This window comes from Nocardiopsis sp. MT53, assembly GCF_019598965.1.
Classification (GTDB): domain Bacteria; phylum Actinomycetota; class Actinomycetes; order Streptosporangiales; family Streptosporangiaceae; genus Nocardiopsis; species Nocardiopsis changdeensis.
Genome location: NZ_CP080599.1, coordinates 2,204,192 through 2,227,150 on the forward strand (window position 1 = coordinate 2,204,192; position 22,959 = coordinate 2,227,150).

The window sequence follows — 22,959 nt, forward strand, 5'->3', positions numbered from 1 at the left end:
CGCGGACCGTCGGGTCGCGGCCATTGTGCCCGATCGGTCGGGTCTTCGCGGAGACTACCTTCCCGGCCGGATATCCGACAGCAGGTCCGAATGGACCCGACCCCGGACTTGACCTTTGTGACGCCGACGCGACGGTGTTGGTTGCGCCCGGATCGCGCCGGCCGGCCGGAGTCCTCGACTGTTGCCGGTCCTCGGCTCAGTCGCGTCGGAAGGTCATGGTGGTGCGGCCGAGGCTGATCCGCGTGCCGTCCACCAGACGGGCCTGGCGCACCTGCTGTCCGTTGACGAAGGTCCCGTTGGTGGAGCCCTTGTCGACCAGGATCGCCTCGTCGCCGTCCAGGCGGATCTCCACGTGGTGGCGCGAGACGCCGTTGTCGACCAGGCGCAGGTCGCAGTCGGTGCCGCGGCCCAGGAGCGTGACCGGGGTGGTCAGCTCGAAGGACTGCTGCATCCCGTGGCTGGCGATGCTGCCCTCGGCGGTGGCGCCGCCGGGGGAGATCAGCAGGCGGGGACGGCCGGCCTGGCGCTGCGCGCCGGGCGCCGGGTCGCCCACCGGGGTGCGGACCTCGCCCTCCTTGCTCACCATCGTTCCGCGGACCACACCGGAACGGATGCGGAAGCGGCCGGTCTTGAGGCCCTCGTCGGACCTGAAGTGGACCCGTACCGGACCGACGAAGGAGTAGCCCTGTTCGGTCGCGTAGTCGCGGGCGAGCTTGGAGAGCTCCTGGCCGAGGCTGTCCGCGTAGACCTCCAGGCGCTCCTTGTCGCTGGCCGCCAGTTCGACGATGAAGTCGTTGGGGACCAGGGTCCGGCCCTGGGCGACGATCGCCGCGCGCTCGTCCATCTCCCGCTGGACCGCACTCGCCACCTCGACCGGTTGCAACTCGGACTTGAAGGCCATCGCGAAGGTGCCTTCGATCATGCCCTCAAGCCTGCGCTCGAAGCGTTGGAGCACTCCCACGAGCTACCTCCCTTTGTACTCCACATCCGTATGTGTAGACGATCGTAACCGGGCGATGGTGCCCCTGGTTTCATACGTACCCCCGCAAGAGGGGCGGTGGGCCCCCGCGGGAGGGGCGGCCGGGGCTCCGGAGGGCTCCGGAGGGGGTCCCGGGAAACGATGTGCGACCCGCGCTCAGAGCGTGCTAGCCTTATCCATGTCGCCAGGGGGAAACGGACGAAAAGCCCGGATCACCTGGCAACACAACTGAATGCAGTCACTCGGGCGGGTGGCGGAACGGTAGACGCGCACGGTTCAGGTCCGTGTGTCCGAAAGGATGTGAGGGTTCAAATCCCTCCTCGCCCACAAGATACCCGGTGGAGATCGCGAGACGATCACCACCGGGTTCTTCTTTTGTCCGGGACCCGGTCCGACGTGGCCCGCGGGGCCGGTGGGCGCCCGCACGGGGACCCGTGGCCGTTCCCGGCCACGGGCGCGCCCCGCGTCCACCGGACGGGTCCCCCTCTTCCCCCTTGCCGCCCCGCCTCTTCTCCCGTCCGCTCCGCCGCCGCCCTCAGCGGCCCGGGCCGCCGTGCGCCGCGGCCTCACCCTCCACCGGGTCCAGCCGCACCGCGCAGGTGAGGCGACGGGTGTGGTCGACGGTGCGGGCGGGGCCCGTCAGGTCCACGGCGAAGGTGTGGCGGAGGTCCTCGGAGGACGCCGCCAGCGACAGCTCCAGCCGGCCCGGGTCGACGGCGCGCACCCCGTCCGGCCCGGTGTAGGAGGACTGGTCGGCGTGCACGGTGAAGTCGACGGCGCGCGCCTCCCCCGGCTCCAGGTCGATCCGCGCGTAGCCCACCAGCCGCCGTACCGGCAGCGCCACCCGTGCCACCGGGTCGTGCAGGTACACCTGGACCACCTCCGTCCCGGGCAGGTGGCCGGTGTTGCGGACGGTGCAGCCCACGGTCACCTCGCCGTCGGTGGGGACGGACACCGGGGCGCCGTCGAAGGGGCGGCCACCGACCCGCGGGTCCTCCCAGGAGAAGGAGGTGTAGGTCAGGCCGTGCCCGAAGGGGTGGCGCGGGGTGGGGTCGACCGAGCTGACCTCGCTGCGCCGGGCCAGGGGCGCGCCCAGGTAGGTGGCGGGCTGGCCACCGGGGGAGCGCGGGACGGAGAGGGGCAGCCGTCCCCCCGGGCCGATCCGGCCGGACAGCACCCCGGCGATGGCGGAGGCGCCCTCCTCCCCGGGCATGAAGGCCTGCACGACCGCGGCCGAGGCGTCGGCGACCGCGCCCAGGGCGTAGGGGCGGCCGGTGACCAGGACGGCGACCACGGGGGTGCCGGTGGCGACCAGCGCCTCCCACAGCTCCTGCTGGACCCCGGGCAGGCGCAGGTCCTCGGCGTCGCAGCCCTCGCCCGAGGTGCCGCGGCCGAACAGGTCGCTGCGGTCGCCGAGCACCACCACGCACACGTCGGCCTCCCGGGCCGCCGCCAGGGCGGAGTCGAACCCCTCGGTCCCGGGCCCGTCCACGGAGCACCCTTGCGCGTGGACGATCCGGGTCTCGGGCAGCTCGCCGCGCAGCGCCTCGTGCACGGTGGGGACGTCCACGCCCAGCGGGGTGCCGGGGTGGCTGCGGCCCACGTGGGCCGGGAAGGTGTAGCAGCCGAACATGGCGTCGGGGGTGTCGGCGAGCGGTCCGACCAGGGCCAGCGTGCGTGGGGCGGCCAGCGGCAGGGCCCCGCGCGGGTTGTCGAGCAGGACGATGGAGCGCTCGGCCAGCGCGCGTGCGAGGGCGCGCTGCTCCGCCGGGTCGAGGTCGACGGGGGAGTCGTCCGGGTCGGGCGACCAGCCGGGGTCCAGCATGCCCAGCGAGCACTTGTGCAGCAGGACGCGGCGGGCGGAGCGGTCGACCAGCGCCTCGTCGAGCTCTCCGGCGCGGACCAGGGCGACGAGCCGGTCGCCGTAGCAGTGCGGGTCGGGCAGCTCGACGTCCACGCCGGCCTCCAGGGCCAGGGCGCCCGCGTGCCCGGGGTCCCCGGCGACCCGGTGCACGGTGTCCAGGAAGGTGACGGCGAAGTAGTCGGAGACGAGGGTGCCCTCGAACCCCCAGCGGTCGCGCAGCAGCCCGGTGAGCAGCCGGCGGTCGGCGGCGGCCGGGAGCCCGTCGTTGTCGTTGTAGGAGTTCATGACGGACCCGGCGCCCTCGCGCACGGCCGCCTCGAACGGGGGCAGGACGACGTCGGCGAACTCGCGGGGGCCGACGGACACCGGGGCGTGGTTGCGCCCGGCCCGGGAGGCGGCGTACCCGGCGAAGTGCTTGAGGGTGGCGATGACCCCGGCCGACTGGAGCCCGCGCACGTAGGCGGCGCCGATGGTGGCCACCAGGTAGGGGTCCTCGCCGATGGTCTCCTCGACGCGGCCCCAGCGCAGGTCGCGGGCGACGTCCAGGACGGGGGCGAGTCCCTGGTGGACGCCGAGCCGGCGCATGGTCCCGCCGATGCCCGCGGCCATGCGCTCGACGAGGCCGGGGTCGAAGGCGGCGCCCCAGGCCGGCGGGACCGGGTGGATGGTGGCCCGCCAGGCGGCCAGGCCGGTCAGGCACTCCTCGTGTGCGATGGCCGGGATGCCGAACCGGTTGGCGGCCATGACCTCGCGCTGGCTGCGGGCCAGGGAGGCGCGGCCCGCGACCGGGTCCACCGGGGCGGTGCCGAAGGGCCGGGTGAGCTGGCCCAGGCCGTTCTCGATGACCTTCTCCCAGGCGAGGGGTTCGCGGGAGGCGTCGTGCTGGTGGGGGGCGACCGGGGCGCCGGAGGCGTCGGCGCTCACCCAGACGCCGTTGAGCTGGGCCGCCTTCTCCTCCAGGGTCATGGCGGCGAGCAGGTGGTCGACCCGCTCGCCGTCGGGCAGGGAGGTGTCCCGCCAGGCACCGTCCAGGGGTTCGGGGGGTGGGGTCATCGGGAGGTGCCCTTTCCGTGGTCCAGAAAGTTTCGGAAGTTTTATCGAAACCAATGGAACGAGAATGTACGTTCGGCGGGCAGTCGGGTCAAGGAGAGAAGAGAGGTGAATCACAGGGGGTGCGGCTGCCTGGTGAAAACTGCCTGTTCATCACGGTATGTAGGCGAAGGTCCCTTGGGGGGCGACGGGAGTTCGCTTCGAAAATTTCGGAACCCCGCGGCGGCGGGGGCGGCCACGCCGCCCGAACCGGACAGATGGCACACTGCGGGCGTGGGAATCACCGAACGCCTTCACGAGATCGGGCGGCCGATGGTCGCCGAACAGCTCGCGCACCCGACCGTCGCCGGCATCGCCCGCGGCGACCTCGACGACCGCGCCTTCCGCTACTGGCTGGAGCAGGACCACCTTTACCTGCTCGACTACGCCCGCGCCTTCTCCCGGCTGGCCTGGCAGGCGCCCGACGCGCACCTCGCCGACCTGGTGGGCATCGCGCACAGCACCCTCAACGAGGAGCTGGAACTGCACCGCTCCCTGTCCGGGGAGTTCGGCGCCGACCTCACCACGCGCGACAAGGGCCCGGCCTGCGCCGCCTACACCGCGTGGATCATCGACGCCGCGGCCGACTACCGCGACGGCCTCGCCGCCGTCTACCCGTGCATGTGGGGCTACAACCGATTGGGCATCGCCCTGGCCCGGAACCGGCCGGACGAACCGCGCTACCGCCGCTGGGTGGACACCTACGCCGACCCCGGGTTCACCGAGCTGACCGAGCGGTACGGGCGGATGCTGGAGGAGGCGGACCCCGACCCCGAGCGCGCCGAGCGCTTCTTCAGCGAGGGCATGCGCCACGAGCTCGCCTTCTGGGACACCCCGTACACCGGCTGACCCCGGCCCCTCCCGCCTTCGCTCCGACGGGAAAGGGGTGCGGGCCGCCGGCCCGCACCCCCCGTGAAGCCGCCCGGTCAGGGGTTGATGACGGCCTCGACGTCGGCGAAGCGGTCGATCTCGCAGCCGTTGCTCTTGTTGAACTCGGTGTCGACCTCGGTGTCGCCGATGTGGCCGGTCACCCGGACCACCTCGGGCCCGCCGATCTGCATCGTGCACATCATGTCGGTGGTGTCGAGCAGGAACGGGTCGGTCCCGACCTCCCCGATCTCCGCGCACGCGGCCTCCGGGTCGGGGTGGTCGCCGCCCTCGGGGGAGCAGGTGAGCGTCCACACCCCCTCCTCGAAGCCGGATTCGGGGGAGAGGCCGCCCTCGTCGCTGAGGGAGCGCTCGATGGTCAGTTCGGTGGCGGAGCCGCCCTCGGGCGCCTCCTGGGGGGATTCGGTACCCTCCTCCTCCGCGGAGGGGGCATCCTGGTCGGGGGCGGAGGGACTGGATTCGTCGGACCCGGGCGCCGGGGCGCCCACCTCGGCGGGCTCGTTGCCGCAGGCCGTCAGGAGCAGGCCGAGGGCCGCGAGCGCGGCGAGGCGGGTCGGCAGGGCCGTCGCGATGGTGTGCTGAGCCATGACGCTTGGACGCCGCCGCGTCACACACGGTTCCCTCCCCCCGGGAGAAATCTCCGGAGGATCTCCGGAGCGGACGGATCTGATGGAGGTCATGGATGTTCGGCAACGTGCCCGAGGTCGGCGTCACCGAGGTGCCCGAGGACGGCTACCTGCTCGACGTACGCGAGAACGACGAGTGGGAGGCGGGCCACGCGCCCACCGCCGTGCACATCCCGCTCGGCCTGCTCAACACCCGGGCCGGCGAGATCCCGCAGGACCGCAAGGTGTACGTGGTCTGCCGCGCGGGCGGCCGCTCGGCCCAGGCCGTGGCCGCGCTCAACAACGCGGGCTGGAACACGGTCAACGTCGCCGGCGGCATGCAGTCCTGGGAGCGCGCCGGACTGGACATGGAGGCCGGCTCCGACGCCGAACCGAGGGTGATCTGAGTCGCATCGGGGCCGGAAAGCGATCGGATTGCCCAAAGCCCTGCCCCGCGGGGCCCTCGGGTGGCACTATGACGTCGTGAGTTCCGAGCGCGCGCCCCTCAGCGCCGAAGCCGTGCTGGCCTCGTCGGCGGACGCGGTGGTCGGTCTCGACAGCGAACTCCGGGTGTTCCTGTGGAACCCGGCGGCCGAGCGACTGTTCGGCTGGCGGGCCCGCGAGGTGCTCGGGGGCGCGCTGCCGATCGTCCCCGCGGAGCTGAAGGCCGAACACGGCGCGGTGCTCGAACAGGTGCGCGCCGGCCCCTCCCTCACCATTCACAGCCGTCGCGTGCGCAACGACGGCACCCCGATCGACGTGCGGATCAGCACCGCTGCGCTGCCCGCCGACGGCGGCGGGCACGCCGGCTGGGTGCTCACCCTCTACCCCACGGACAACGAGGCGCAGGCGCACACCGCCGCCATGGAGCGCGCCCGCCTGGTGCGCCGCCTCACCGACGTGGTCGTCGACATCAACGCCGACCTGAGCCTGCAGTCGGTGCTCGACCGCATCTCCAGCGCCATCACCGAGCTCACCGGGGCCGATGCCGGCGGCTTCGTGCTGCTCAACGAGGACCGGGTGGAGCTGGTGAGCATCACCCGGCTCTCCGACGAGCTCCAGGGTTACAGCGCCCCGCTGGAGACCAGCCTGTTCGGCGAGCTGCTGCGCAGCGGCAAGTCGGTGCTGCTCGCCAACGAGGACACCCGCGGCCTACAGGACCTGGTCTGGGCCGACCTGCCGGGACTGCACACCATCGCCCTGTGCGCCTCCAACGTGCACGGCCGCCCCTACGGCGGCCTGTACGCGCTCTACAGCCAGCGCCGGGTCGGCCACGTCGAGCTCGAACTGCTGGAACTGCTGGCCGCCCACGCCGGGGTGGCCATCGGCAACGCCATGGCCTACGAGGAGCTCAACCACCAGCGGGTCCACGAGCAGGCGGTGGCCGACTCCAGCGCCGACGGCATCGCCGTGCTGGACTTCGGCGGCCGGGTCCGCAAGTGGAACCGCTCCGCCGTCGAGCTGACCGGCTACCCGGCCGAGGTGGTGGAGGGCCGCCACCCGCCGTTCCCGATCCCCGCCTGCCACGGCCGCCCCATCAAGCACCGGCTCAAGGACGGGCGCTGGCTGGAGATCCTCATGGCCCGCATCCCCCGCACCCACGAGTGGGTGGTGGACTTCCGCGACATCACGGCGCAGAAGGCCATGGAGGACGAGCGCGAGGCGTTCCTCGCCACCACCGGCCACGAGCTGCGCACCCCCATCACCGCGATCCACGGGTTCGCCACCACGCTGATCCGCAAGTGGTCGCGGATGAGCTCGGAGGCCCAGCGCGAGGCGGTGGGCAACATCGTGGACCGGTCCACGGCGCTGACCCTGCTGGTGGAGCGGCTCAGCCTCGGCTCCGACGCCTCCCGGGGCGAGCTGGACGTCAACCCGGTCCCGTTCGAGCTGCCCCGCGTGCTGCGCCAGGCCGTGATGACGTTCCGGTCCCTGTCGGACCGGCACGACGTGGTGCTGAGCGCGCCCGAGGGCCTGCCCACCGTGTTCGCCGACCCGCTGGCCACCGGCATCATCATGGACCAGCTGCTGGACAACTCCATCAAGTTCTCCCCCGAGGGCGGCACGGTGCACGTCGCGGTGGCGGTGGAGGGCGACGCCGTCGCGGTCTCCGTGGACGACGACGGCCCCGGCCTGCGCCCGGGAGACGAGGAGCGGGTGTTCGACCGGTTCTTCCAGGGCGGGGTGCGCGGCGACCGGCGGCGTTTCGGCGGCCTGGGATTGGGGCTGTACATCGTGCGGAAACTCGCCCAGGACCAGGGCGGGGACGTCACGGCGCGCAGGCTGGAGCGCGGCACCCGCATGTGCTTCACCCTGCCGCTGCACCGGGGCGAGGGCCCCGGCCCCCTCGGGGACGGCGACGACGGCGCGGTCGTCGAACCGCCCGGGGTGGCGGCGGTCCGGGTCGGCGTGACCGGACGGGAGGCGCCCCAGGGGCCACCCGCGCCCCAGGAGTCGCCGAAAATCTCAACCGGCCCCGAACCCCTTCCACGCCAGCGATCCACGCGCCCCAAGGCCGGCCGACCCGTGTGATTCACCGGGGCGTTGGTTTCCGTTCGAGGTGATCGGGGCATTTCCACCCCTGGCGGAATTCGCCGTCACACAACGGGCGGGTTCCGGACCGCACCAGAGCACGAACGCGCAGGGACGAAAGCCGTGTCAGGAGATCACACCCCGTTCGACCCGGGGGAGCACCCCACCAAGGTCGAACGGCACGTCATCCTCCCCTACGTCCCCACCACCGTCATGGACGCGCGCCGCCGGCTGGGCGACGACCTGCGCTCCCTGGGCGTCGCCGAGGAGTGCATCGACGACGCCGCCCTCATCATCAGCGAGCTGGTCAGCAACGCGCTGCGCCACGCCAGCCCCCTGCCCACCCCCGCCAACCCGGCCAACAGCGTCGGCGTCGCCTGGCGGGCCGAGACGGACGCCTCCGGCCCCGGCGGCTGGCTGGAGATCTCCGTCCGCGACGGCGGCTCCACCACCATGCCCCGGGTCGCCGACCCGGGTACCGCCGGCCTGGGCGGGCGCGGACTGGGGATCGTCCAGCACCTGGCCGGGCGCTGGGGCACCGAGATGGACGCGACCACCACCACGGTCTGGGCCGTCCTGGACCTGCCCGCCGAGGACGTCGGCCGCGCCGGACGGGAGGCGGGCGCCGAGGCCGGCACCGCCGCACCGTCCGCCGGGACGACCGGCCGGGCCCGGGACCCGCGCGCCGGCGGCCCCGTGGTGTCGCTGCCCTTCACGGTCCACGACGGGGGACGCGCCCGCGGCGCCCTGCTCTGAACCCGCCGCTCGCACGGCCCGCCGCCGGGGCGCAGGGAGGGAACGTGACCGATGTCGCGAAACACCGTCAACGAGGTGGCCCGGCCAGGACCTGGCCGCTACAGTCACGACTGTGGAGTTGAAGATATCGAGCCGATCTCAAGATGACCTCGCGGTGGTAACCGTCGGAGGCGAGATCGACCTGTACACGGCACCCCGATTGCGCGACGAGCTCATCACGGCCCTCGACGAGGGGGCCCGGAGACTGGTCGTCGACATGTCGTCGACCGAGTTCTGCGACTCGACCGGCATCAGCGTCCTGCTCTCGGCGATGAAGCGCTCCCGCGACAAGGGTGGCGACCTGGAACTGGTGGCCCCCAAGCCGGCCGTCATGAAGGTCCTGGAGGTCACCGGCCTGCACGAGGTCTTCGTCATCCACCCCGACACCGACGCACTGCCGGTGGCCGCGGGGACCGGAACGACCCCGTAGACCGGACCGCGGTGACACGGGGGGGAGTCGGCGGACCCGGAGCGGCGGGGGTCGCCGTGGTGATCGCGGCCAAGGACGAGGAGGCCCGCGTCGGGCGCACCGTGGCCGCCGTCCGGGCGCTGCCCGGGGTCGACCTGGTCGTCGTCGTCGACGACGGGTCCACGGACCGCACCTCGGAGGTGGCCCTGGAGGCCGGCGCCCGGGTGCTCCGGCACAACCGCAACCGGGGCAAGGGCGCGGCGATGGAGACCGGGGCCGAGGGCGTCCGGCTCATCGAGGAGCACGAGGAGGGCGCCGACGGGATCCGCCCGCCCCGGCACCTGCTCTTCCTCGACGCCGACCTGGAGGCGTCCGCAGCCGGGGCGGCACCGCTGGTGGAGCCGGTCGTCGAGGGCAAGGCCGACATGGCCATCGCGCTGTTCCCGGCCACCCGGCTGCGCCTGGGCGGCCACGGGTTCGTGGTGCGCCTGGCCCGCGGCGGCGTGCGCCGGGCGACCGGGTGGGAGCCCGAGCAGCCGCTCAACGGACAGCGCTGCATCACCCGCGCCGCGTTCGAGGCGGCCCGGCCGCTCGCCCCGGGGTTCGGGGTGGAGACCGGGCTGACCATCGACGTGCTGCGCGCCGGGCTGCGAGTGATCGAGGTCGAGGTGCCCCTGGAGCACCGGGCCACCGGCACCGACCTGCGCGCCCAGCTGCACCGGGCGCACCAGTTTGTCGACGTGCTGCGGGCGCTGGCCGCCCGCCGGGTGCGGCCCGCCGTACGGCGTGTCCTGTCCGGAGGCCGTGGCCGGCGGGGATAGAGACCCTTTCTCCGCGAAATCGCCGATAGTGACACCGCTGGCGCTCTCGGTGGCGATACGCTCACAGAATGTTCACCATGATCCTGGCCGTCACGGGCGTGCTCACGGGTCTGGGCGGGCTCGCCCTGGGCGGGTACGCGCTGGCCAGGGCCCGCGCCATCGATGCCGACACCCGTGTGCTCGCCCAACGCGCCGCCGCCTCCGCACAGGTCGGCGGCACCGACCCGCTCGCCGTGCGCGACATGGCGGTGCTCCACTACGACGCCCTGGAGGAGATGTCCGGGGCGCGCTCCTTCTCCCTCGCCCTGCTCAACGGCGACGGCGACGGAGTGGTCGTCACCTCCATCAACGGCCGGACCGAGTCGCGCACCTACGCCAAGGCCGTGGTGCGCGGCGAGTCCGAGACCCTGCTCAGCCCGGAGGAGTACCGCGTCGTGCGGGCCGCCCGGCTGGGCGAGGGCATCGGCACGACCGTGCCCGCCCCGCGGGTCTCCGGCCCGGTGGTCGCCGAGGACGCCGAGGACCCGGTCACCGTCGTCCCCGACCCCGAGGCCCCGGAGCCCGGCGGGGAGGCCGTGGAGAAGGGGGACGCCGAGCCGGCCGAGGAGAAGAGGGACATCGTCGCGGTGCCCGACATCGACGCCGACGACACCGACCCGCGGCCCCGCACGGGCCTGCGCAGGGCGCCCGCGCCGCGCAGCGGCCCCGAGTGACCGCCCCGCCGTCCCGCGTGCGTATAGCCTGAACACCATGCCCAACCGTTACGCCTACCTCGGCCCCGAGGGCACCTTCACCGAGGCCGCGCTGCGGGCCCTGCGCCCCGACGCGCCCGCCGCCGCGCGCGTCCCCTGCGAGGGGGTCGCCGCGGTCTTCGACGCCGTCCGCTCCGGCGCGGTCGAGGGCGGCGTCGTGCCCCTGGAGAACTCGGTCGAGGGTGGTGTCACCTCCACCATCGCCGAGCTCATCAACGGCGAGCCCCTGGTCATCAGCGGAGAGACCGCGGTCCCGGTGGAGTTCGCGCTGTTCGCGCGGCCCGGCGTCACGCTGCACGACGTCAAGACGGTGGCCACCCACCCGCACGCCCTGGCCCAGTGCCGGGGCTGGCTGGCGCGGCACCTGCCCGACGCCGAGACGCACACCGTCTCGTCCACGGCCGCCGCCGCCCGCAGCGTCTCCGAGCCCGGCGCGCCCTACGACGCCGCCATCTGCGCCGTCATCGCCGGCGAGCGCTACGGGCTGCACGCCCTGGCCACCGGGGTGGGCGACCGCGCCGACGCCGCGACCCGGTTCATCTACCTGTCCCGGCCGGGCCGCCCGACCGCGCCGACCGGCGCCGACCTGACATCGGTGGTCGCGTTCATCGCCGACGACCACCCGGGCGCGCTCATCGAGGTCCTCACCCAGTTCGCGGTGCGCGGGGTCAACCTCACCCGGCTGGAGTCGCGCCCCACCGGCGACGGGCTGGGCAGCTACTGCTTCTGCATCGACGCGGAGGGGCACGTGGCCGACGCGCGCGTCGGCGAGGCCCTCATGGGGCTGCGCCGGGTCTGCCGCGACGTCCGCTTCCTGGGCAGCTACCCGCGCAGCGGGCGGGCCACCGAGCTCGACCCGCCGCTGCGCCCCCGCCCCGCCACCGAGGCCGACTACGCCGAGTCGGAGCGGTGGCTGGCGCGGATCCGCTCCGGCGGCGTCGACTGACCTCCCCCCGGAGGGCCGTCCGGACTCAGTCGTCCAGGACGTCGCCGCCCTCGGCCTCGAACACCCACTCCTCCGCCGCGGCCCGGCGCAGCTCCAGGTAGAGCGCCAGCCGCAGCGCGGTGTCGCGCGGCCGCTCGGTGTCGAGGGCCTCCAGCGCGGCGCTCAGTTCCTCGGTGCTCATCTCGCTCAACGGTTTCACTGCCGTCCCCTCCCCGGAACCGGTGATGTCTCATCGTGAGGACGTGGTGACACCGCGTTCATGACGCGAACCCGGAAAAGATGTCGGCGGGGGCCGGACCGAACGGTAATCTGCAAGACGTGATCGACCTTCGAGCTCTCCGAGAAGACCCCGAACGACTCCGCGCCTCGCAGCGCGCACGCGGGGAGGACCCCTCCGCCGCCGACCGGCTGCTCGAACTGGACTCCGAGCGGCGCTCCGCGCTCACCCGGTTCGAGACCCTGCGGGCCGAGCAGAAGAGCGTGGGCAAGTCGGTCTCCAAGGCGTCCCCCCAGGAGCGCGAGGCGCTGCTGGCCCGTGCCAAGGGGCTGGCCGCCGAGGTCAAGGCCGCCGAGGCCGAGGCCGACCGCCTCGCCGCCGAACTCGACCGGGCCGTGGCCGCCGTGCCCAACCTCGTCGAGGAGGGCGCCCCCGAGGGCGGTGTCGATGACTTCCGGGTCCTGGAGACCGTGGGCACCCCGCGCACGTTCGACTTCACCCCGCGCGACCACCTGGAGCTGGGCGAGAAGCTCGGCGCCATCGACATGGAGCGCGGCGCCAAGGTGTCCGGGGCGCGCTTCTACTTCCTCACCGGGGTCGGCGCCCAGCTGGAGCTGGCGCTGCTGAACATGGCCATGAACCAGGCCGTCGCGGCCGGGTTCGTCCCGATGATCCCGCCCGTCCTGGTCAAGCCCGAGACCATGGAGGGCACCGGCTTCCTGGGGGCCCACGCCGACGAGGTGTACCGGCTGCCCGCCGACGACCTCTACCTGGTGGGCACCTCCGAGGTGCCGCTGGCCGGGTACCACGCCGGGGAGATCCTGCCCGCCGACGCCCTGCCCAACCGGTACATCGGCTGGTCGCCGTGCTTCCGCCGGGAGGCGGGCTCCTACGGCAAGGACACCCGCGGCATCATCCGGGTGCACCAGTTCAACAAGGTGGAGATGTTCGTCTACACCCACCCCGACAACGCCCACGAGGAGCACAAGCGGCTGCTCGCCTGGGAGCGGGAGATGCTCGACAAGCTGGAGCTGCCCTACCGGGTCGTGGACATCGCCGCCGGCGACCTGGGCACCAGCGCCGCCCGCAAGTACGACTGCGAGGCGTGGGTCCCGACCCAGGGGACCTACCGCGAGCTGACCTCCACCTCGAACTGCACCGAGTTCCAGGCCCGCCGCCTCAACGTGCGGTTCCGGGACGAGGACGGCAAGCCGCGCTTCGCCGCCACCCTCAACGGCACGCTCGCCACCACCCGGTGGATCGTCGCCATCCTGGAGAACCACCAGCAGGAGGACGGCTCGGTCGTGGTCCCCGAGGCGCTGCGCCCCTTCCTGGGCCGCGACGTCCTGGAGCCGGTCGGGAGGTAGGCCGCCCGCGGACACACGAGGAGCCCGTCCCCGAGGATGAGGGGGCGGGCTCCTCGCGTGTGCGGGGCGTTTCCCGGAGGGGTCCCCTACAGGTAGAGCCCGGAGCTGCCGTCCTCGCGGCCCGGCGCCCGGCCCTGGCCCTGCTCGGCCTGCAGGCCCGCGACGCCCGGGGGCAGGGCCTTGCGCATGTTCTCCAGCTGGGCGCGGGCCGCCATCTGCTGGGCGAACAGGGTGGTCTGGATCCCGTGGAACAGGCCCTCCAGCCAGCCCACCAGCTGGGCCTGCGCGATGCGCAGCTCGGCCTCACTGGGGGCGCTGCCGTCCGCGAACGGCAGGGTGAGGCGGTCCAGCTCCTCGATCAGCTCCGGCGCCAGGCCGTCCTCCAGCTCCTTGATGGAGGACGTGTGGATCTCCTTGAGGCGGGTGCGGCTGGCCTCGTCGAGGGGCGCCGCCTTGACCTCCTCCAGGAGCTGGCGGATCATGCTGCCGATCCGCATCACCTTGGCGGGCTGCTCCACCATGTCCGCGAGCGTGCGGGGCTCCTCGTTCCCGTCGTCGTCCGCGTGCGGGTCCGCACCCATGACCAGGACCTTGGGCTGCTCGTTCGGATCGTCCGTATTGCTCATGTGTCCCCTTACCGAATGTCGTCGACCGCGCCCGTCAGCGGGTGAGCAGGATCTTGCCGGTGTGCGCGCTCGATTCCATGACGTCGTGCGCCTCCGCCGCGTTCCGCATCGGTAGGACGCGGTCCACGACGGGGCGGATGGCTCCTTGTTCTACCAACGGCCATACCTGCTCCAGTACTCCCGCGACGATGGCCGACTTCTCGTCCCGGGGGCGCGAGCGCAGGGTCGTGGCGTGCACGGAGAGGCGCTTGGCGAGCATGCGGCCCAGGTCGGCCTCGCCGGAGCGGCCGCCCATCAGCCCGATGATCACGAGGCGGCCGCCGGTGGTCAGGGAGCGCAGGTTGGCGTCGAGGTAGGAGCCGCCGATGATGTCGAGGATCAGGTCGGCGCCCCCGGCCTCGCGCATCCGGGCGGCGAAGTCCTCGGTGCGGTGGTCGATGGTGATCTCCGCGCCCAGCTCCCGGCAGGCCGCCAGCTTCTCCGGGCTGCCCGCGGTGACGGCCACCCGGGCCCCCAGGGTGCGGGCGAACTGGATCGCGAACGTGCCGATGCCGCTGCCGCCGCCGTGCAGGAGCACGGTCTCGCCGCTGCGCAGGCCGCCCACCATGACCAGGTTCGACCACACGGTGCAGGCGACCTCGGGCAGGGCCGCGGCCTCGACCAGGTCCACGCCCGCGGGGATCGGGAGCAGCTGGCCGACCGGCACGGCCACCTTCTCGGCGTAGCCGCCGCCGGACAGCAGGGCGCACACCCGGTCGCCCACCGCCCATCCGGAGCCCTCGGTGCCCGGGCCCAGTTCCAGGATGGTTCCGGAGCACTCCAGCCCCGGGTATTCGGACGCCCCCGGCGGCGGCGGGTAGGTGCCCTGCCGTTGGGCGACGTCGGCGCGGTTGACCGCGGTGGCGGCCACGTCGACGAGGACCTCCCCGTCGCCGGGAACGGGATCGGGGACCTGGGACCAGGCCAGGACCTCGGGTCCGCCCGGTTCGGTGATAAGGATCGCGTGCATGGGAACGACCGTATCCGCTGTGGCGGCCGGTTCCCGGCGGTGGCCGGAAGTGGATCGTGTTCGAGAAGGGATGGGGGATGCTTCGGCGGGCCGCGGCGGGTAAGAGTGAACCCAGGGAGCGACCCCCGCTCCCCGGCGGGGTACCCCTCTCCCTCCGCAGTACACCCCCTTCACGCAGGAGAACTCCGGTGTCACACCAGGATCAGAACGGGACGGACGCAGGCTCGGTGTCCGAGGAGTCGGAGGTGTCCCCGTGGCGGCGTGCGGAGGACGGGCCCGACGAGGACGGGGCCCCCGTCACCGAGATCGGCTCGCGCAGGCCCGCCGCGCCCTCGCCGCGGGAGCAGTGGTTCGGCGGCGACGCGCCGCCTCCGCCGCCCTACGCGGCCCCGATCCCGCTGGAGACCCCGATGGCCCCGGCGCCGCCCCCTCCCGTGGAGGCGGACGCGGCCACCGGGGCGGACCGGGCCTTCGGGGCGGCTGCGGCGGACGCGGCGGACGACGATGACGACGGCGAGGACGAGGTGCGGTCCGACACCGTCCGGCTGATGCCGCGGATACGCGAGCGTCCGGCCCGCCCGCTGCGACGGCCCGCGCGCCCCGGACCGGACGGCGGGGCCGACCCGCTGGCCCCGCGCGACCTGCGCCGCGACGCCGACGTCCCCGAACCCGAACAGCTGCCGCCGCTGGAGGCGGGCGCCGCCGCGGACCCGGAGCCGCCCGCTCCGCCGGCGCCGCACGCGGGGCCCGCAGGGCCCGCGGAGGGCCGGGGCCCGGCCGCCGCTCCCCCCGTCGCGGCGTCCCCCTTCTCCGGACCCGGGGTCCCGGAGCCCCCGGCCGTCCCGGGGCCTGCGGCGCAGGCGTCCCCGCTGCCCGGGGTGCCGCCGACCCCGCCGGTGCCGGGGATGACCGGGGAGCGGCAGACCTCCGACTCCCTCAACGCCGCCACCCTGGTCCGCAACCGGCACCAGGGCCCCAGCGGCGGCTGGCGGCGCGCCGTGCACACCGCCACCCTGGGGCTCATCAACCCCGGCGAGTCGCCCAAGGTGCTGCGCCGGCGCGAACTCATCGCCCGCGCCTGCACCCCCGTCGCCACCGGCCACCACCGGGTCGCCGTCCTCAGCCTCAAGGGCGGGGTCGGCAAGACCACCACCACGGTCGCCCTCGGCGCCACCCTGGCCTCCCTGCGCGGCGACCGGGTGCTGGCCGTGGACGCCAACCCCGACCGGGGGACCCTCTCCGACAAGGTGCGCCTGGAGACCGCGGCGACCATCCGCGACCTCCTCAACGAGCGCCACCTCGTGTCCCGCTACGCCGACATCCGCGGGTTCACCTCCCAGGCGCCCAGCCGCCTGGAGATCCTCGCCTCCGACCGCGACCCGGCAGTGTCCGAGGCGTTCGGCGACGAGGACTACCGGGAGGTCGCCCGGATCGTCGAGCACTTCTACTCCATCTGCATCACCGACTGCGGGACCGGGCTGCTGCACGCCGCCATGCGCGGCGTCCTGGGCCTGGCCGACCAGGTCGTCCTGGTGAGCTCCGCGTCCGTGGACGGGGCGCGCAGCGCCAGCGCCACCCTCGACTGGCTGGAGGCGCACGGCCACGAGGGGCTGGTGCGCGACGCGACCGTCGTACTGTCCATGGTCCGCTCCGACAGCAAGAGCAGCGTGGACCTCGACCGCCTCGAAGGCCACTTCGCCGCCCGCTGCCGCGCCGTCGTCCGCGTCCCCTGGGACGGCCACCTGGAGGAGGGCGCCGAGGTGGACCTCGACCGGCTCGCACCCGCCACCCGCGACGCCTACCTGCGGCTCGCCGCCACCGTCGGGGAGGGATTCGCCCGCCACGGGTGACGGTCCGAGGATTGACGGCCCCCCTTACCGACAATGAACCGGGAAGAGGGGGGTCGAAGGATGAGCGAACGGAAGCGTCCGCCGGCGGTGGTCGTGGGGGTGGACGGCACGCCCGGTGCCCGTGCCGCACTGGCGTGGGCGGTCGGGGCGGCCGCGCGGCGCCGGGTCCAGCTGCGCATCGTGCACGGGCTGGGCCCGGAGGCGGTCGTCGGCGCCGTCGCCGTGGGCCGCGGGACCGCGGGGCGCGGGTCGGCTGGCGAGGCGCGCGCCTCGGCGCACGAGCTGCTCACCGAGAGCGCCGAGTACGCCCGCCGCGCCCGCCCCGACGTTGAGGTGATCACCGTTTTGGCGGTCGCGGACGCCCCGGCCGTCCTATTGGAGGAGGCCCGCCGCGGCGACGTCATCGCGGTCGGGTCGCGGGGGCTCGGCTCGGTGCGCGCCATCATGCTCGGCTCCATCGGCGTGCGCACCTCCGCGCGCGCGCCCTGCCCGGTCGTGGTCGTCCCCGACGCCGAGCCCCGCGGGTACCGCGGGCGCGTCGTGGTCGGGGTGGACGGTTCGCCGTCCTCCCGGCGGGCCCTGCGCTTCGCCCTGGAGGAGGCGCTGGCCACCGACGCCTCCGTGGTCCTGGTCCACGCGCTGGGGGAGGACGCGCCCGCCGACGACGCGGCGACCGGCGACGCGGTGCCCGACCGGCGGTCGGAGGAGGTCGTCGACGGGGTGCTCGCCGACGTCGTGGACGAGCGCACCGGGCACCTCGACATCAGCGCCGTGCGCGTGCGGGCCGACCCGGTCCGGGCGCTGCTCGACGCGGGCGCGGACGCCGACATGGTCGTCGTCGGCTCGCGCGGCCGCGGCGGGGTGCGCGGCCTGGTCCTGGGCTCGGTCAGCCAGGGGGTGCTCCACCACGCGGGGATCCCGGTGGCCGTCCTGCCCCCGGGGTCGGACGGGGCCGACGGACGTCCCCCGAACCGGTGACCTTGCGCCCTGTGCCGTTCCGGGGCCCATGGGGTGTACTCGGTGATGATGGGTGCCTAGAGGGGGTTGTCACATGGTGAACGAGGACCGCACACCGCGCGTGGTGGTGGGCATCGACGGATCGGACAACGGGCAGGCCGCCCTGGAGTGGGCCGCGGCCGAGGCGGCCCGCCGGGGGGTGCCGCTGCGGATCGTGCACGCCCTGGGCATGCCGCTGATCGTGTCCGCGTACGGGGGCCCCGCCCGGTTCGAACCGACCGAGGAGATCCAGGGGCAGGCCACCGAGGTGCTCCAGGACGCGGTGGCGCACGTGGCCAAGGGGTGGCCGGACGTGCGTACCGAGACCGTCACCGCCCTGGAGGAGGCGCCGCTGGCGCTGCTGCGCCAGAGTCGGCAGCACGACCTCCTGGTGGTGGGCACCCGGGGGATGGGCACCGTCAAGTCGATGTTCGTCGGCTCCGTGAGCATCCGGGTGGCCGCCCAGGCGCCCTGCCCGGTCGTAGTGGTGCCCTCGCACGGGGGCAGGCCCGCGACCACGGGGCTGAAGCGGATCGTGGTCGGCGTCGACGGGTCCCGCAACGGCCGCCGCGCCCTGGGCCTGGCGGTCGCCCTGACCGCCGAGACCGAGGGCGAACTGGTCGTGGTGCACAGCTGGGAGGTGCCCTACCCGTACGACCCGGTGGCGATGACCGCGGCGGGCTACCAGCCCCAGGAGGACCTGTTCGAGAAGCAGTCCGAGGAGCTGGTCGCCGAACTGCTCGCGGAGGCCATCGACGAGCAGCGCGACGACGTGAACATCGACGTCACCGTGGTGCGCACCCAGAACGGGCCGGTGAACGCCATCCTGGAGGCCGCCGAGGGCGCGGACGCGATCGTCGTCGGCTCGCGCGGCCGCGGCACCGTCCGGGGCCTGCTCCTGGGCTCGGTCAGCCAGGGGGTGCTCCACCACTCCAAGGTCCCGGTGGTCGTGCTCCCCAGGCACGCCGACGAGGACTGAGCGCACGCCCCGGCGGGGACGCCCCGCCGGGGCCGCCGCCTCCGCGCGGCGGCCGGCGCTTCGCGCCCCGCGGGCCCGGCGCTACCGTGCCTCGTACTCCAGGCAGAAGGGGTGCCCGGCGGGGTCCGAGTACACCCGGAACCACACGCCGGTCCCGTTCTCCTCGGTGCGCAGCAGCGTCGCGCCCATCTCCAGCACCCGCTGCTCCGCCGTGTCGATGTCCTCCACCCAGATGTCCATGTGCGCCTGCTGCGGCCGCTCCGGATCCGGCCACCGGGGCTCCCTGAGCCCCTCCGCGGGCTGGAACGCGAGCACCGGCCACTCGTCCCGGTCGCCGATGACCACCCACCCCTCGTCCCGCAGGGTGACGGGCCGCCCCAGCAGCTCCGAGTAGAACCCCGCCAGCCTCTCGGGGTCGGGGCAGTCGTAGACGAAGGTGTGCAGCCGTCCGATCATGACGGCAGCCTTTCACGGGCCCCCTCGGGGGTCCAAGCCCTTTCCGCGGCGCGGCCGGGGACCGGGCGCCCGCCGTGGGAGACCGGCCTCAGTCGTCGATCTCGATCCCGCGGGCCCGCAGGACCTCCTGCAGCTCCTCGCTGAGAGCCTCGGCGAACTCCACGCGCTTGAGGTTCGGCAGCAGGTCGAGGTCCTCCAGCGAGGCGATGGCGAACAGGTCGTCCTCGCCGTCCCAGACGGGGGCGCACTCCTGGTAGACCTGGTTCCCGCCGTCCAGGCACAGCTCCTCCACGCCGGCGAGGAGCTCGTCACTGATCTCCAGCCGCTCGAAGAACTCCCGTGACTGCGGGACGACCTTGTAGGCGAGGCCGTTGTCGGACGCCCAGCCCCAGGGATCGTCGCCCAGCCCCTGTTCCTTGAGGACGGCGGCGAGGCTGTAGGCGGGCGTCAGCGCCTCGTCGGTGTACATGAGCTGCTCGACGACGGCGAGCTTGAAGTTGAAGTCCTTGAACCTGGTCATGGCGCGACCCTAGCCGGTCCCCCCGACACCCCCGCCGCCCGCCCGGCCCCCGGCCGGCAGGGCGCCGCCGGTCCGCGCACCCGGCCCCGCCGAACACGAAGGGCCGCCCGCTCGACGAGCGGGCGGCCCTTCGCGACCGCGGAGGGTGTGGGATTTGAACCCACGAAGCCCCGTCAAGGACTTGGTGCTTTTCAAGAGCACTGCACTCGGCCGCTATGCGAACCCTCCCGGCGACCCCGCGGGTCTCCGCGAGTCATCGTAGCCGACATGCCCCGCCGGTACGCGCGGGCCGGGGAAGTCGCCGTGCGATGGGTGGCGCATTTCGGTTACTCGCGAGTAACATTCGGGGCATGGCAAACATGAACGCCGAGACGGCGGAGATGGTCAAGTCCGGTTTCCTGGCCGCGGTGCCCTTCGCCCGCACGCTCGGCCTGTCGTTCGAGTCCCTCGACTTCGGCCGGGCGGTGATGAACCTGCCGGACAGGCCCGAGCACCACAACCACATCGGCGGCGCGCACGCCGGGGCGATGTTCACCCTGGCCGAGTCCGCCTCGGGCGCCATCATCATCGGCACCTTCGGCGACACCATGGACCGCGCGCTGCCGCTGCCCACCAAGGCCGAGATCCACTTCCTCAAGATGGCCACCGGTGACATGACCGCCGAGGCCGTGCTGGGCCGTCCGCGGGACGAGGTCGTCGCCGAGCTCGACGGCGGTCAGCGCCCCGAGTTCCCCATCGACGTCGAGATCCGCATGGCCGACGGCACCGTCACCGGCAAGATGACCATCACCTGGACCCTGAAGCCGAACCGTCGGTGACACCCGCCCCCACAGCCACATCCTGAACACGATCGGCCCTGGTCGCGCCCCGTTCCGCGGGTCCGCCCGGGGCCGTCGATTTGTCGGCACCGCTGGGTAGGTTGACCCTGACCACGCCGACGAGGAGGCAGAGATCGTGAAACTCCGTGTGGACCGCGACGCGTTCGCCGAGGCCGTCGCCTGGACGGCGCGCGCCCTGCCGAACCGCCCGGCGGTGCCGGTGCTGGCCGGGATGCGCCTGGAGGTCCCCGACGGCGGTTCCGCCCTGCACCTGTCCGGGTTCGACTACGAGGTCTCGGCCCGTTCCTCGGTCGAGGTGCTGGCGGAGGAGGCCGGCGCGGTGCTGGTGCCCGGCCGACTGCTCGCCGAGATCGTGCGCAACCTGCCCGGCGGCTCGGTGCACATCGACACCGACGGCGCCAAGGTGCGGATCAGCGGCGGCGCCGCCCGGTTCACCCTCATCACCATGCCGCTGGAGGACTACCCCACCCTGCCCGGCATGCCCGAGCGCATCGGCTCGGTGCCCGCGGACACCTTCGCCGAGGCGGTCCGCCAGGTCACCCCCGCGGCCAGCCGCGACGACACGCTGCCGATGCTGACCGGCGCCTACCTGGACTTCACCGGCGACACGCTGAGCGTGGTGGCGACCGACCGCTACCGCATCGCGGTGCGCGACCTGTGGTGGAAGCCGCAGGACCCGGCGGTCGACACCTCCGCGCTGGTGCCCGCGCGCACCCTGCACGACATGGTGCGGGGCGTCATCGGCGGTTCCAATGTGGAGGTCGCGCTGTCGCCGGGCGGGGCCGGCGGCCTGGCGCCGGGGGAGGGCGCGATCGGCTTCGAGAACGGGGACCGGCGCAGCACCACCCGGCTGATCGACAGCGACTTCGTCAAGTACGCCTCTTGGTTCCCCGCGGAGTTCGCCTCGCGGGCCGAGGTGGCGGTGGCGCCGCTGACGGAGGCGGTGAAGCGGGTGGCGCTGGTGGCCGACCGGCACACCCCGCTGCGGCTGGTGTTCACCGAGGGCGAGGTGACGCTGGAGGCGGGCTCGGGCGAGGACGCCCAGGCGGTGGAGGCGATCGCCGTGGACTACCAGGGCGACCCGCTGCGGGTGGCGTTCCGCCCCGACTACCTGATGGACGGCCTGTCGGCGATCGCGACCGACTCCGCCCACCTGAACTTCACGGAGCCGACGAAACCCGCCGTGTTCACCGATGTCCCGGCGAAGGAGGGCGAGGCCCCGTCCTTCCGGTATCTGGTACAGCCGTTGCGGGTGTCCTGATCAGGGGATTCGGGCCTTATCCACAGCTTGCCGCCGAGTTATCCACAAGGTTTTCCACAGGATGGCGCCCAGCCTGTGGATAACCCGGGGTGATCGGTCCCGGGAGGACCCGAATCGCCCCTGATGTGCTCTCGCATTTCCGCTTTGACGTGCAAGAACGACTCCGGCGGCGATTCTGTGCACAGCCTGTGGAAAACTTCGCGGGATCGGCCTCTTTTTGAGGTCGGAAAACGTACAAAACGGGACAATTTACTTGATCCGGTTGGACCGGGTTCTGTCACTCACCGGCGGGCAGAGTGGACGAACCCCCACCGGTTACGGACGTCTCCAGGCCGAGCTGCGCCTGCCGTCCCCGCTGGTACCCCGCCCGGGCCCCGGCCGCGCTGTGCGTCCGTTCGGGCCGGTGCTTGCGCAGCTGCGGGAACTGCTTCTGGAACTCCTCCTGGACCCGGTGCACATCGGCGCGCAGCACCAGCTCCGCACCCCGGGAGGACGCCACCCCGCCCTCGGCGGAACCGCCGCCCGCGCCGGTCGGGCGCGACATCTCCTGCAGCCGGCGCCGGAACTCGCGGATGCGCTCGGCCACCGCCTGCCCGTAGGCCCGCACGAACGACCGGTAGTACCGCTTGCGCTCGGTCTCCAGCTCGGACCGCGTGTAGTTGCGCAGCTCCCGGATGTCGGACACGTGCCCCGAGCTCATGAACTTCGCCGACGACTCCATCTGCATGGAGATCGACGGCATGAGCATGCGCAGCGCGTCCAGCGCGCTCGCGGTCCCCACCAGGATGAGGATCCGGTCGGTGTTCTCCGAGGAGTTGCCCCGGACCGCCGACTGGCACCCGTAGGCGGCGGCGATGTCGGCCAGCGCCCGTACCCGGGCCTTGCCGTGGCCGCCCACCCCGGACACCGTGTAGTCCATGCGCCCGATCGCGTCGGGTTCCTCGCCCCGCTCGGCGCGGGCCTCGGCCTCCGCGATCGCATGGCGGGTCATCAGCTCGGCGGCCTTGGCGGTGAACGCCTGGCTCTCGGCATCGGTGACCGAGGGGTCCTCCGCCATGCGGAGGAGCCCTCGGACCCGCTCGACCATTTTCTGACGAGCTGCTTCAGTCATCGGCGCCCGGTTGCTCCCGTAGGTGTGTTCTCCTTCTTCCGCGCCTGG

At 73.4% G+C, this 22,959-nt stretch carries 23 protein-coding genes and 2 tRNA genes; 15 read left to right on the forward strand and 10 right to left on the reverse strand.

What is annotated here, in order from left to right; genetic code table 11:
* Nucleotides 1–196: 196 nt before the first annotated feature.
* Nucleotides 197–922, reverse strand: coding sequence for a DUF3662 and FHA domain-containing protein (locus K1J57_RS09560; RefSeq protein WP_255646931.1), 726 nt, complete (start codon nt 920–922; stop codon nt 197–199).
* 301 nt (nt 923–1,223) lie between these two features.
* Here K1J57_RS09560 and K1J57_RS09565 point away from each other — a divergent pair.
* A tRNA-Leu gene (locus K1J57_RS09565) sits at nt 1,224–1,306 on the forward strand.
* 208 nt (nt 1,307–1,514) lie between these two features.
* Here the strand turns inward: K1J57_RS09565 and K1J57_RS09570 are convergent.
* The gene (locus tag K1J57_RS09570) at nt 1,515–3,896 is read right to left on the reverse strand and encodes a glycoside hydrolase family 3 N-terminal domain-containing protein (RefSeq protein ID WP_220564085.1); all 2,382 of its coding nucleotides are present in this window, start codon (nt 3,894–3,896) and stop codon (nt 1,515–1,517) included.
* A gap of 270 nt (nt 3,897–4,166) precedes the next feature.
* Here K1J57_RS09570 and K1J57_RS09575 point away from each other — a divergent pair, with 270 nt between their 5' ends.
* The gene (locus K1J57_RS09575) at nt 4,167–4,781 is read left to right on the forward strand and encodes a TenA family protein (protein WP_220564086.1); all 615 of its coding nucleotides are present in this window, start codon (nt 4,167–4,169) and stop codon (nt 4,779–4,781) included.
* Between the two features lie 77 nt (nt 4,782–4,858).
* On the opposite strand, the gene K1J57_RS09580 is transcribed toward K1J57_RS09575, so the two are convergent.
* Entirely contained in the window at nt 4,859–5,407 is a 549-nt protein-coding gene (locus tag K1J57_RS09580) for an SSI family serine proteinase inhibitor (protein WP_220564087.1), read from the reverse strand.
* 95 nt (nt 5,408–5,502) lie between these two features.
* Between K1J57_RS09580 and K1J57_RS09585 the strand changes: the two genes are divergently transcribed.
* The 7 genes from K1J57_RS09585 to pheA all read left to right on the forward strand — a co-directional run bounded on the left by K1J57_RS09585 (nt 5,503) and on the right by pheA (nt 11,680).
* The gene (locus K1J57_RS09585) at nt 5,503–5,832 is read left to right on the forward strand and encodes a rhodanese-like domain-containing protein (RefSeq protein WP_220564088.1); all 330 of its coding nucleotides are present in this window, start codon (nt 5,503–5,505) and stop codon (nt 5,830–5,832) included.
* 76 nt (nt 5,833–5,908) lie between these two features.
* Nucleotides 5,909–7,957, forward strand: coding sequence for an ATP-binding protein (locus K1J57_RS09590; protein WP_220564089.1), 2,049 nt, complete (start codon nt 5,909–5,911; stop codon nt 7,955–7,957).
* Nucleotides 7,958–8,080: 123 nt separating this feature from the next.
* Nucleotides 8,081–8,713, forward strand: coding sequence for an ATP-binding protein (locus tag K1J57_RS09595; protein WP_220564090.1), 633 nt, complete (start codon nt 8,081–8,083; stop codon nt 8,711–8,713).
* A gap of 154 nt (nt 8,714–8,867) precedes the next feature.
* Nucleotides 8,868–9,182, forward strand: coding sequence for an STAS domain-containing protein (locus K1J57_RS09600; protein ID WP_255646932.1), 315 nt, complete (start codon nt 8,868–8,870; stop codon nt 9,180–9,182).
* A gap of 11 nt (nt 9,183–9,193) precedes the next feature.
* Entirely contained in the window at nt 9,194–9,982 is a 789-nt protein-coding gene (locus tag K1J57_RS09605) for a glycosyltransferase (RefSeq protein ID WP_255646933.1), read from the forward strand.
* A 68-nt stretch (nt 9,983–10,050) separates the two neighbouring features.
* A complete protein-coding gene (locus K1J57_RS09610) occupies nt 10,051–10,695 on the forward strand; it encodes a DUF4446 family protein (protein WP_220564092.1) in 645 nt (214 codons plus the stop codon).
* 37 nt (nt 10,696–10,732) lie between these two features.
* A complete protein-coding gene (gene pheA / locus K1J57_RS09615; RefSeq protein ID WP_220564093.1) occupies nt 10,733–11,680 on the forward strand; it encodes a prephenate dehydratase in 948 nt (315 codons plus the stop codon).
* 25 nt (nt 11,681–11,705) lie between these two features.
* On the opposite strand, the gene K1J57_RS09620 is transcribed toward pheA, so the two are convergent.
* Nucleotides 11,706–11,861 carry a hypothetical protein gene (locus K1J57_RS09620; RefSeq protein ID WP_220565942.1) on the reverse strand — a complete coding sequence of 52 codons (156 nt, stop codon included), beginning with the start codon at nt 11,859–11,861 and terminating at the stop codon, nt 11,706–11,708.
* Between the two features lie 137 nt (nt 11,862–11,998).
* Between K1J57_RS09620 and serS the strand changes: the two genes are divergently transcribed.
* Entirely contained in the window at nt 11,999–13,264 is a 1,266-nt protein-coding gene (serS, locus tag K1J57_RS09625) for a serine--tRNA ligase (RefSeq protein WP_220564094.1), read from the forward strand.
* An 86-nt stretch (nt 13,265–13,350) separates the two neighbouring features.
* On the opposite strand, the gene K1J57_RS09630 is transcribed toward serS, so the two are convergent.
* On the reverse strand, nt 13,351–13,890 hold the full coding sequence (locus K1J57_RS09630) for a bacterial proteasome activator family protein (RefSeq protein ID WP_220564095.1): 540 nt from the start codon (nt 13,888–13,890) through the stop codon (nt 13,351–13,353).
* A gap of 34 nt (nt 13,891–13,924) precedes the next feature.
* Complete coding sequence (locus K1J57_RS09635; protein ID WP_220564096.1) at nt 13,925–14,899, reverse strand: NAD(P)H-quinone oxidoreductase; 975 nt, start codon at nt 14,897–14,899, stop codon at nt 13,925–13,927.
* A gap of 188 nt (nt 14,900–15,087) precedes the next feature.
* Here K1J57_RS09635 and K1J57_RS09640 point away from each other — a divergent pair, with 188 nt between their 5' ends.
* The 3 genes from K1J57_RS09640 (at nt 15,088) to K1J57_RS09650 (ending at nt 18,724) form a co-directional block, all read left to right on the forward strand.
* On the forward strand, nt 15,088–16,749 hold the full coding sequence (locus K1J57_RS09640) for a MinD/ParA family protein (protein WP_220564097.1): 1,662 nt from the start codon (nt 15,088–15,090) through the stop codon (nt 16,747–16,749).
* 60 nt (nt 16,750–16,809) lie between these two features.
* Nucleotides 16,810–17,727, forward strand: coding sequence for a universal stress protein (locus tag K1J57_RS09645; protein WP_220564098.1), 918 nt, complete (start codon nt 16,810–16,812; stop codon nt 17,725–17,727).
* Nucleotides 17,728–17,800: 73 nt separating this feature from the next.
* On the forward strand, nt 17,801–18,724 hold the full coding sequence (locus K1J57_RS09650; RefSeq protein ID WP_220564099.1) for a universal stress protein: 924 nt from the start codon (nt 17,801–17,803) through the stop codon (nt 18,722–18,724).
* An 81-nt stretch (nt 18,725–18,805) separates the two neighbouring features.
* On the opposite strand, the gene K1J57_RS09655 is transcribed toward K1J57_RS09650, so the two are convergent.
* The 3 genes from K1J57_RS09655 to K1J57_RS09665 form a co-directional block, all read right to left on the reverse strand.
* Nucleotides 18,806–19,180: a VOC family protein gene (locus K1J57_RS09655; RefSeq protein ID WP_220564100.1), complete on the reverse strand. Its 375-nt coding sequence runs from the start codon at nt 19,178–19,180 to the stop codon at nt 18,806–18,808.
* Between the two features lie 88 nt (nt 19,181–19,268).
* Nucleotides 19,269–19,700, reverse strand: a complete 432-nt coding sequence (locus K1J57_RS09660; protein ID WP_220564101.1) for a hypothetical protein — start codon at nt 19,698–19,700, stop codon at nt 19,269–19,271.
* A gap of 139 nt (nt 19,701–19,839) precedes the next feature.
* Nucleotides 19,840–19,928: transfer RNA gene (locus K1J57_RS09665), tRNA-Ser, on the reverse strand.
* Between the two features lie 131 nt (nt 19,929–20,059).
* On the opposite strand from K1J57_RS09665, the gene K1J57_RS09670 reads away from it, so the two are divergent.
* A complete protein-coding gene (locus K1J57_RS09670) occupies nt 20,060–20,518 on the forward strand; it encodes a DUF4442 domain-containing protein (RefSeq protein WP_220565431.1) in 459 nt (152 codons plus the stop codon).
* Between the two features lie 136 nt (nt 20,519–20,654).
* Nucleotides 20,655–21,800, forward strand: coding sequence for a DNA polymerase III subunit beta (gene dnaN, locus K1J57_RS09675; RefSeq protein ID WP_255646934.1), 1,146 nt, complete (start codon nt 20,655–20,657; stop codon nt 21,798–21,800).
* Nucleotides 21,801–22,077: 277 nt separating this feature from the next.
* On the opposite strand, the gene K1J57_RS09680 is transcribed toward dnaN, so the two are convergent.
* A complete protein-coding gene (locus K1J57_RS09680; RefSeq protein WP_220565433.1) occupies nt 22,078–22,887 on the reverse strand; it encodes a DUF2786 domain-containing protein in 810 nt (269 codons plus the stop codon).
* Nucleotides 22,888–22,959 lie beyond the last annotated feature (72 nt).

Bases quoted from the DNA above. Each gene is read 5' to 3' on its own strand.
- K1J57_RS09580 (WP_220564087.1), bottom strand. From the start codon at position 5,407: ATGGCTCAGCACACCATCGCGACGGCCCTGCCGACCCGCCTCGCCGCG.
- K1J57_RS09630 (WP_220564095.1), bottom strand. From the start codon at position 13,890: ATGAGCAATACGGACGATCCGAACGAGCAGCCCAAGGTCCTGGTCATG.
- K1J57_RS09670 (WP_220565431.1), top strand. From the start codon at position 20,060: ATGAACGCCGAGACGGCGGAGATGGTCAAGTCCGGTTTCCTGGCCGCG.
- K1J57_RS09635 (WP_220564096.1), bottom strand. From the start codon at position 14,899: ATGCACGCGATCCTTATCACCGAACCGGGCGGACCCGAGGTCCTGGCC.
- pheA (WP_220564093.1), top strand. From the start codon at position 10,733: ATGCCCAACCGTTACGCCTACCTCGGCCCCGAGGGCACCTTCACCGAG.
- K1J57_RS09660 (WP_220564101.1), bottom strand. From the start codon at position 19,700: ATGACCAGGTTCAAGGACTTCAACTTCAAGCTCGCCGTCGTCGAGCAG.
- K1J57_RS09560 (WP_255646931.1), bottom strand. From the start codon at position 922: ATGATCGAAGGCACCTTCGCGATGGCCTTCAAGTCCGAGTTGCAACCG.
- K1J57_RS09650 (WP_220564099.1), top strand. From the start codon at position 17,801: ATGGTGAACGAGGACCGCACACCGCGCGTGGTGGTGGGCATCGACGGA.
- K1J57_RS09620 (WP_220565942.1), bottom strand. From the start codon at position 11,861: ATGAGCACCGAGGAACTGAGCGCCGCGCTGGAGGCCCTCGACACCGAG.
- K1J57_RS09610 (WP_220564092.1), top strand. From the start codon at position 10,051: ATGTTCACCATGATCCTGGCCGTCACGGGCGTGCTCACGGGTCTGGGC.
- K1J57_RS09585 (WP_220564088.1), top strand. From the start codon at position 5,503: ATGTTCGGCAACGTGCCCGAGGTCGGCGTCACCGAGGTGCCCGAGGAC.
- K1J57_RS09655 (WP_220564100.1), bottom strand. From the start codon at position 19,180: ATGATCGGACGGCTGCACACCTTCGTCTACGACTGCCCCGACCCCGAG.
- K1J57_RS09570 (WP_220564085.1), bottom strand. From the start codon at position 3,896: ATGACCCCACCCCCCGAACCCCTGGACGGTGCCTGGCGGGACACCTCC.
- K1J57_RS09680 (WP_220565433.1), bottom strand. From the start codon at position 22,887: ATGGTCGAGCGGGTCCGAGGGCTCCTCCGCATGGCGGAGGACCCCTCG.
- K1J57_RS09645 (WP_220564098.1), top strand. From the start codon at position 16,810: ATGAGCGAACGGAAGCGTCCGCCGGCGGTGGTCGTGGGGGTGGACGGC.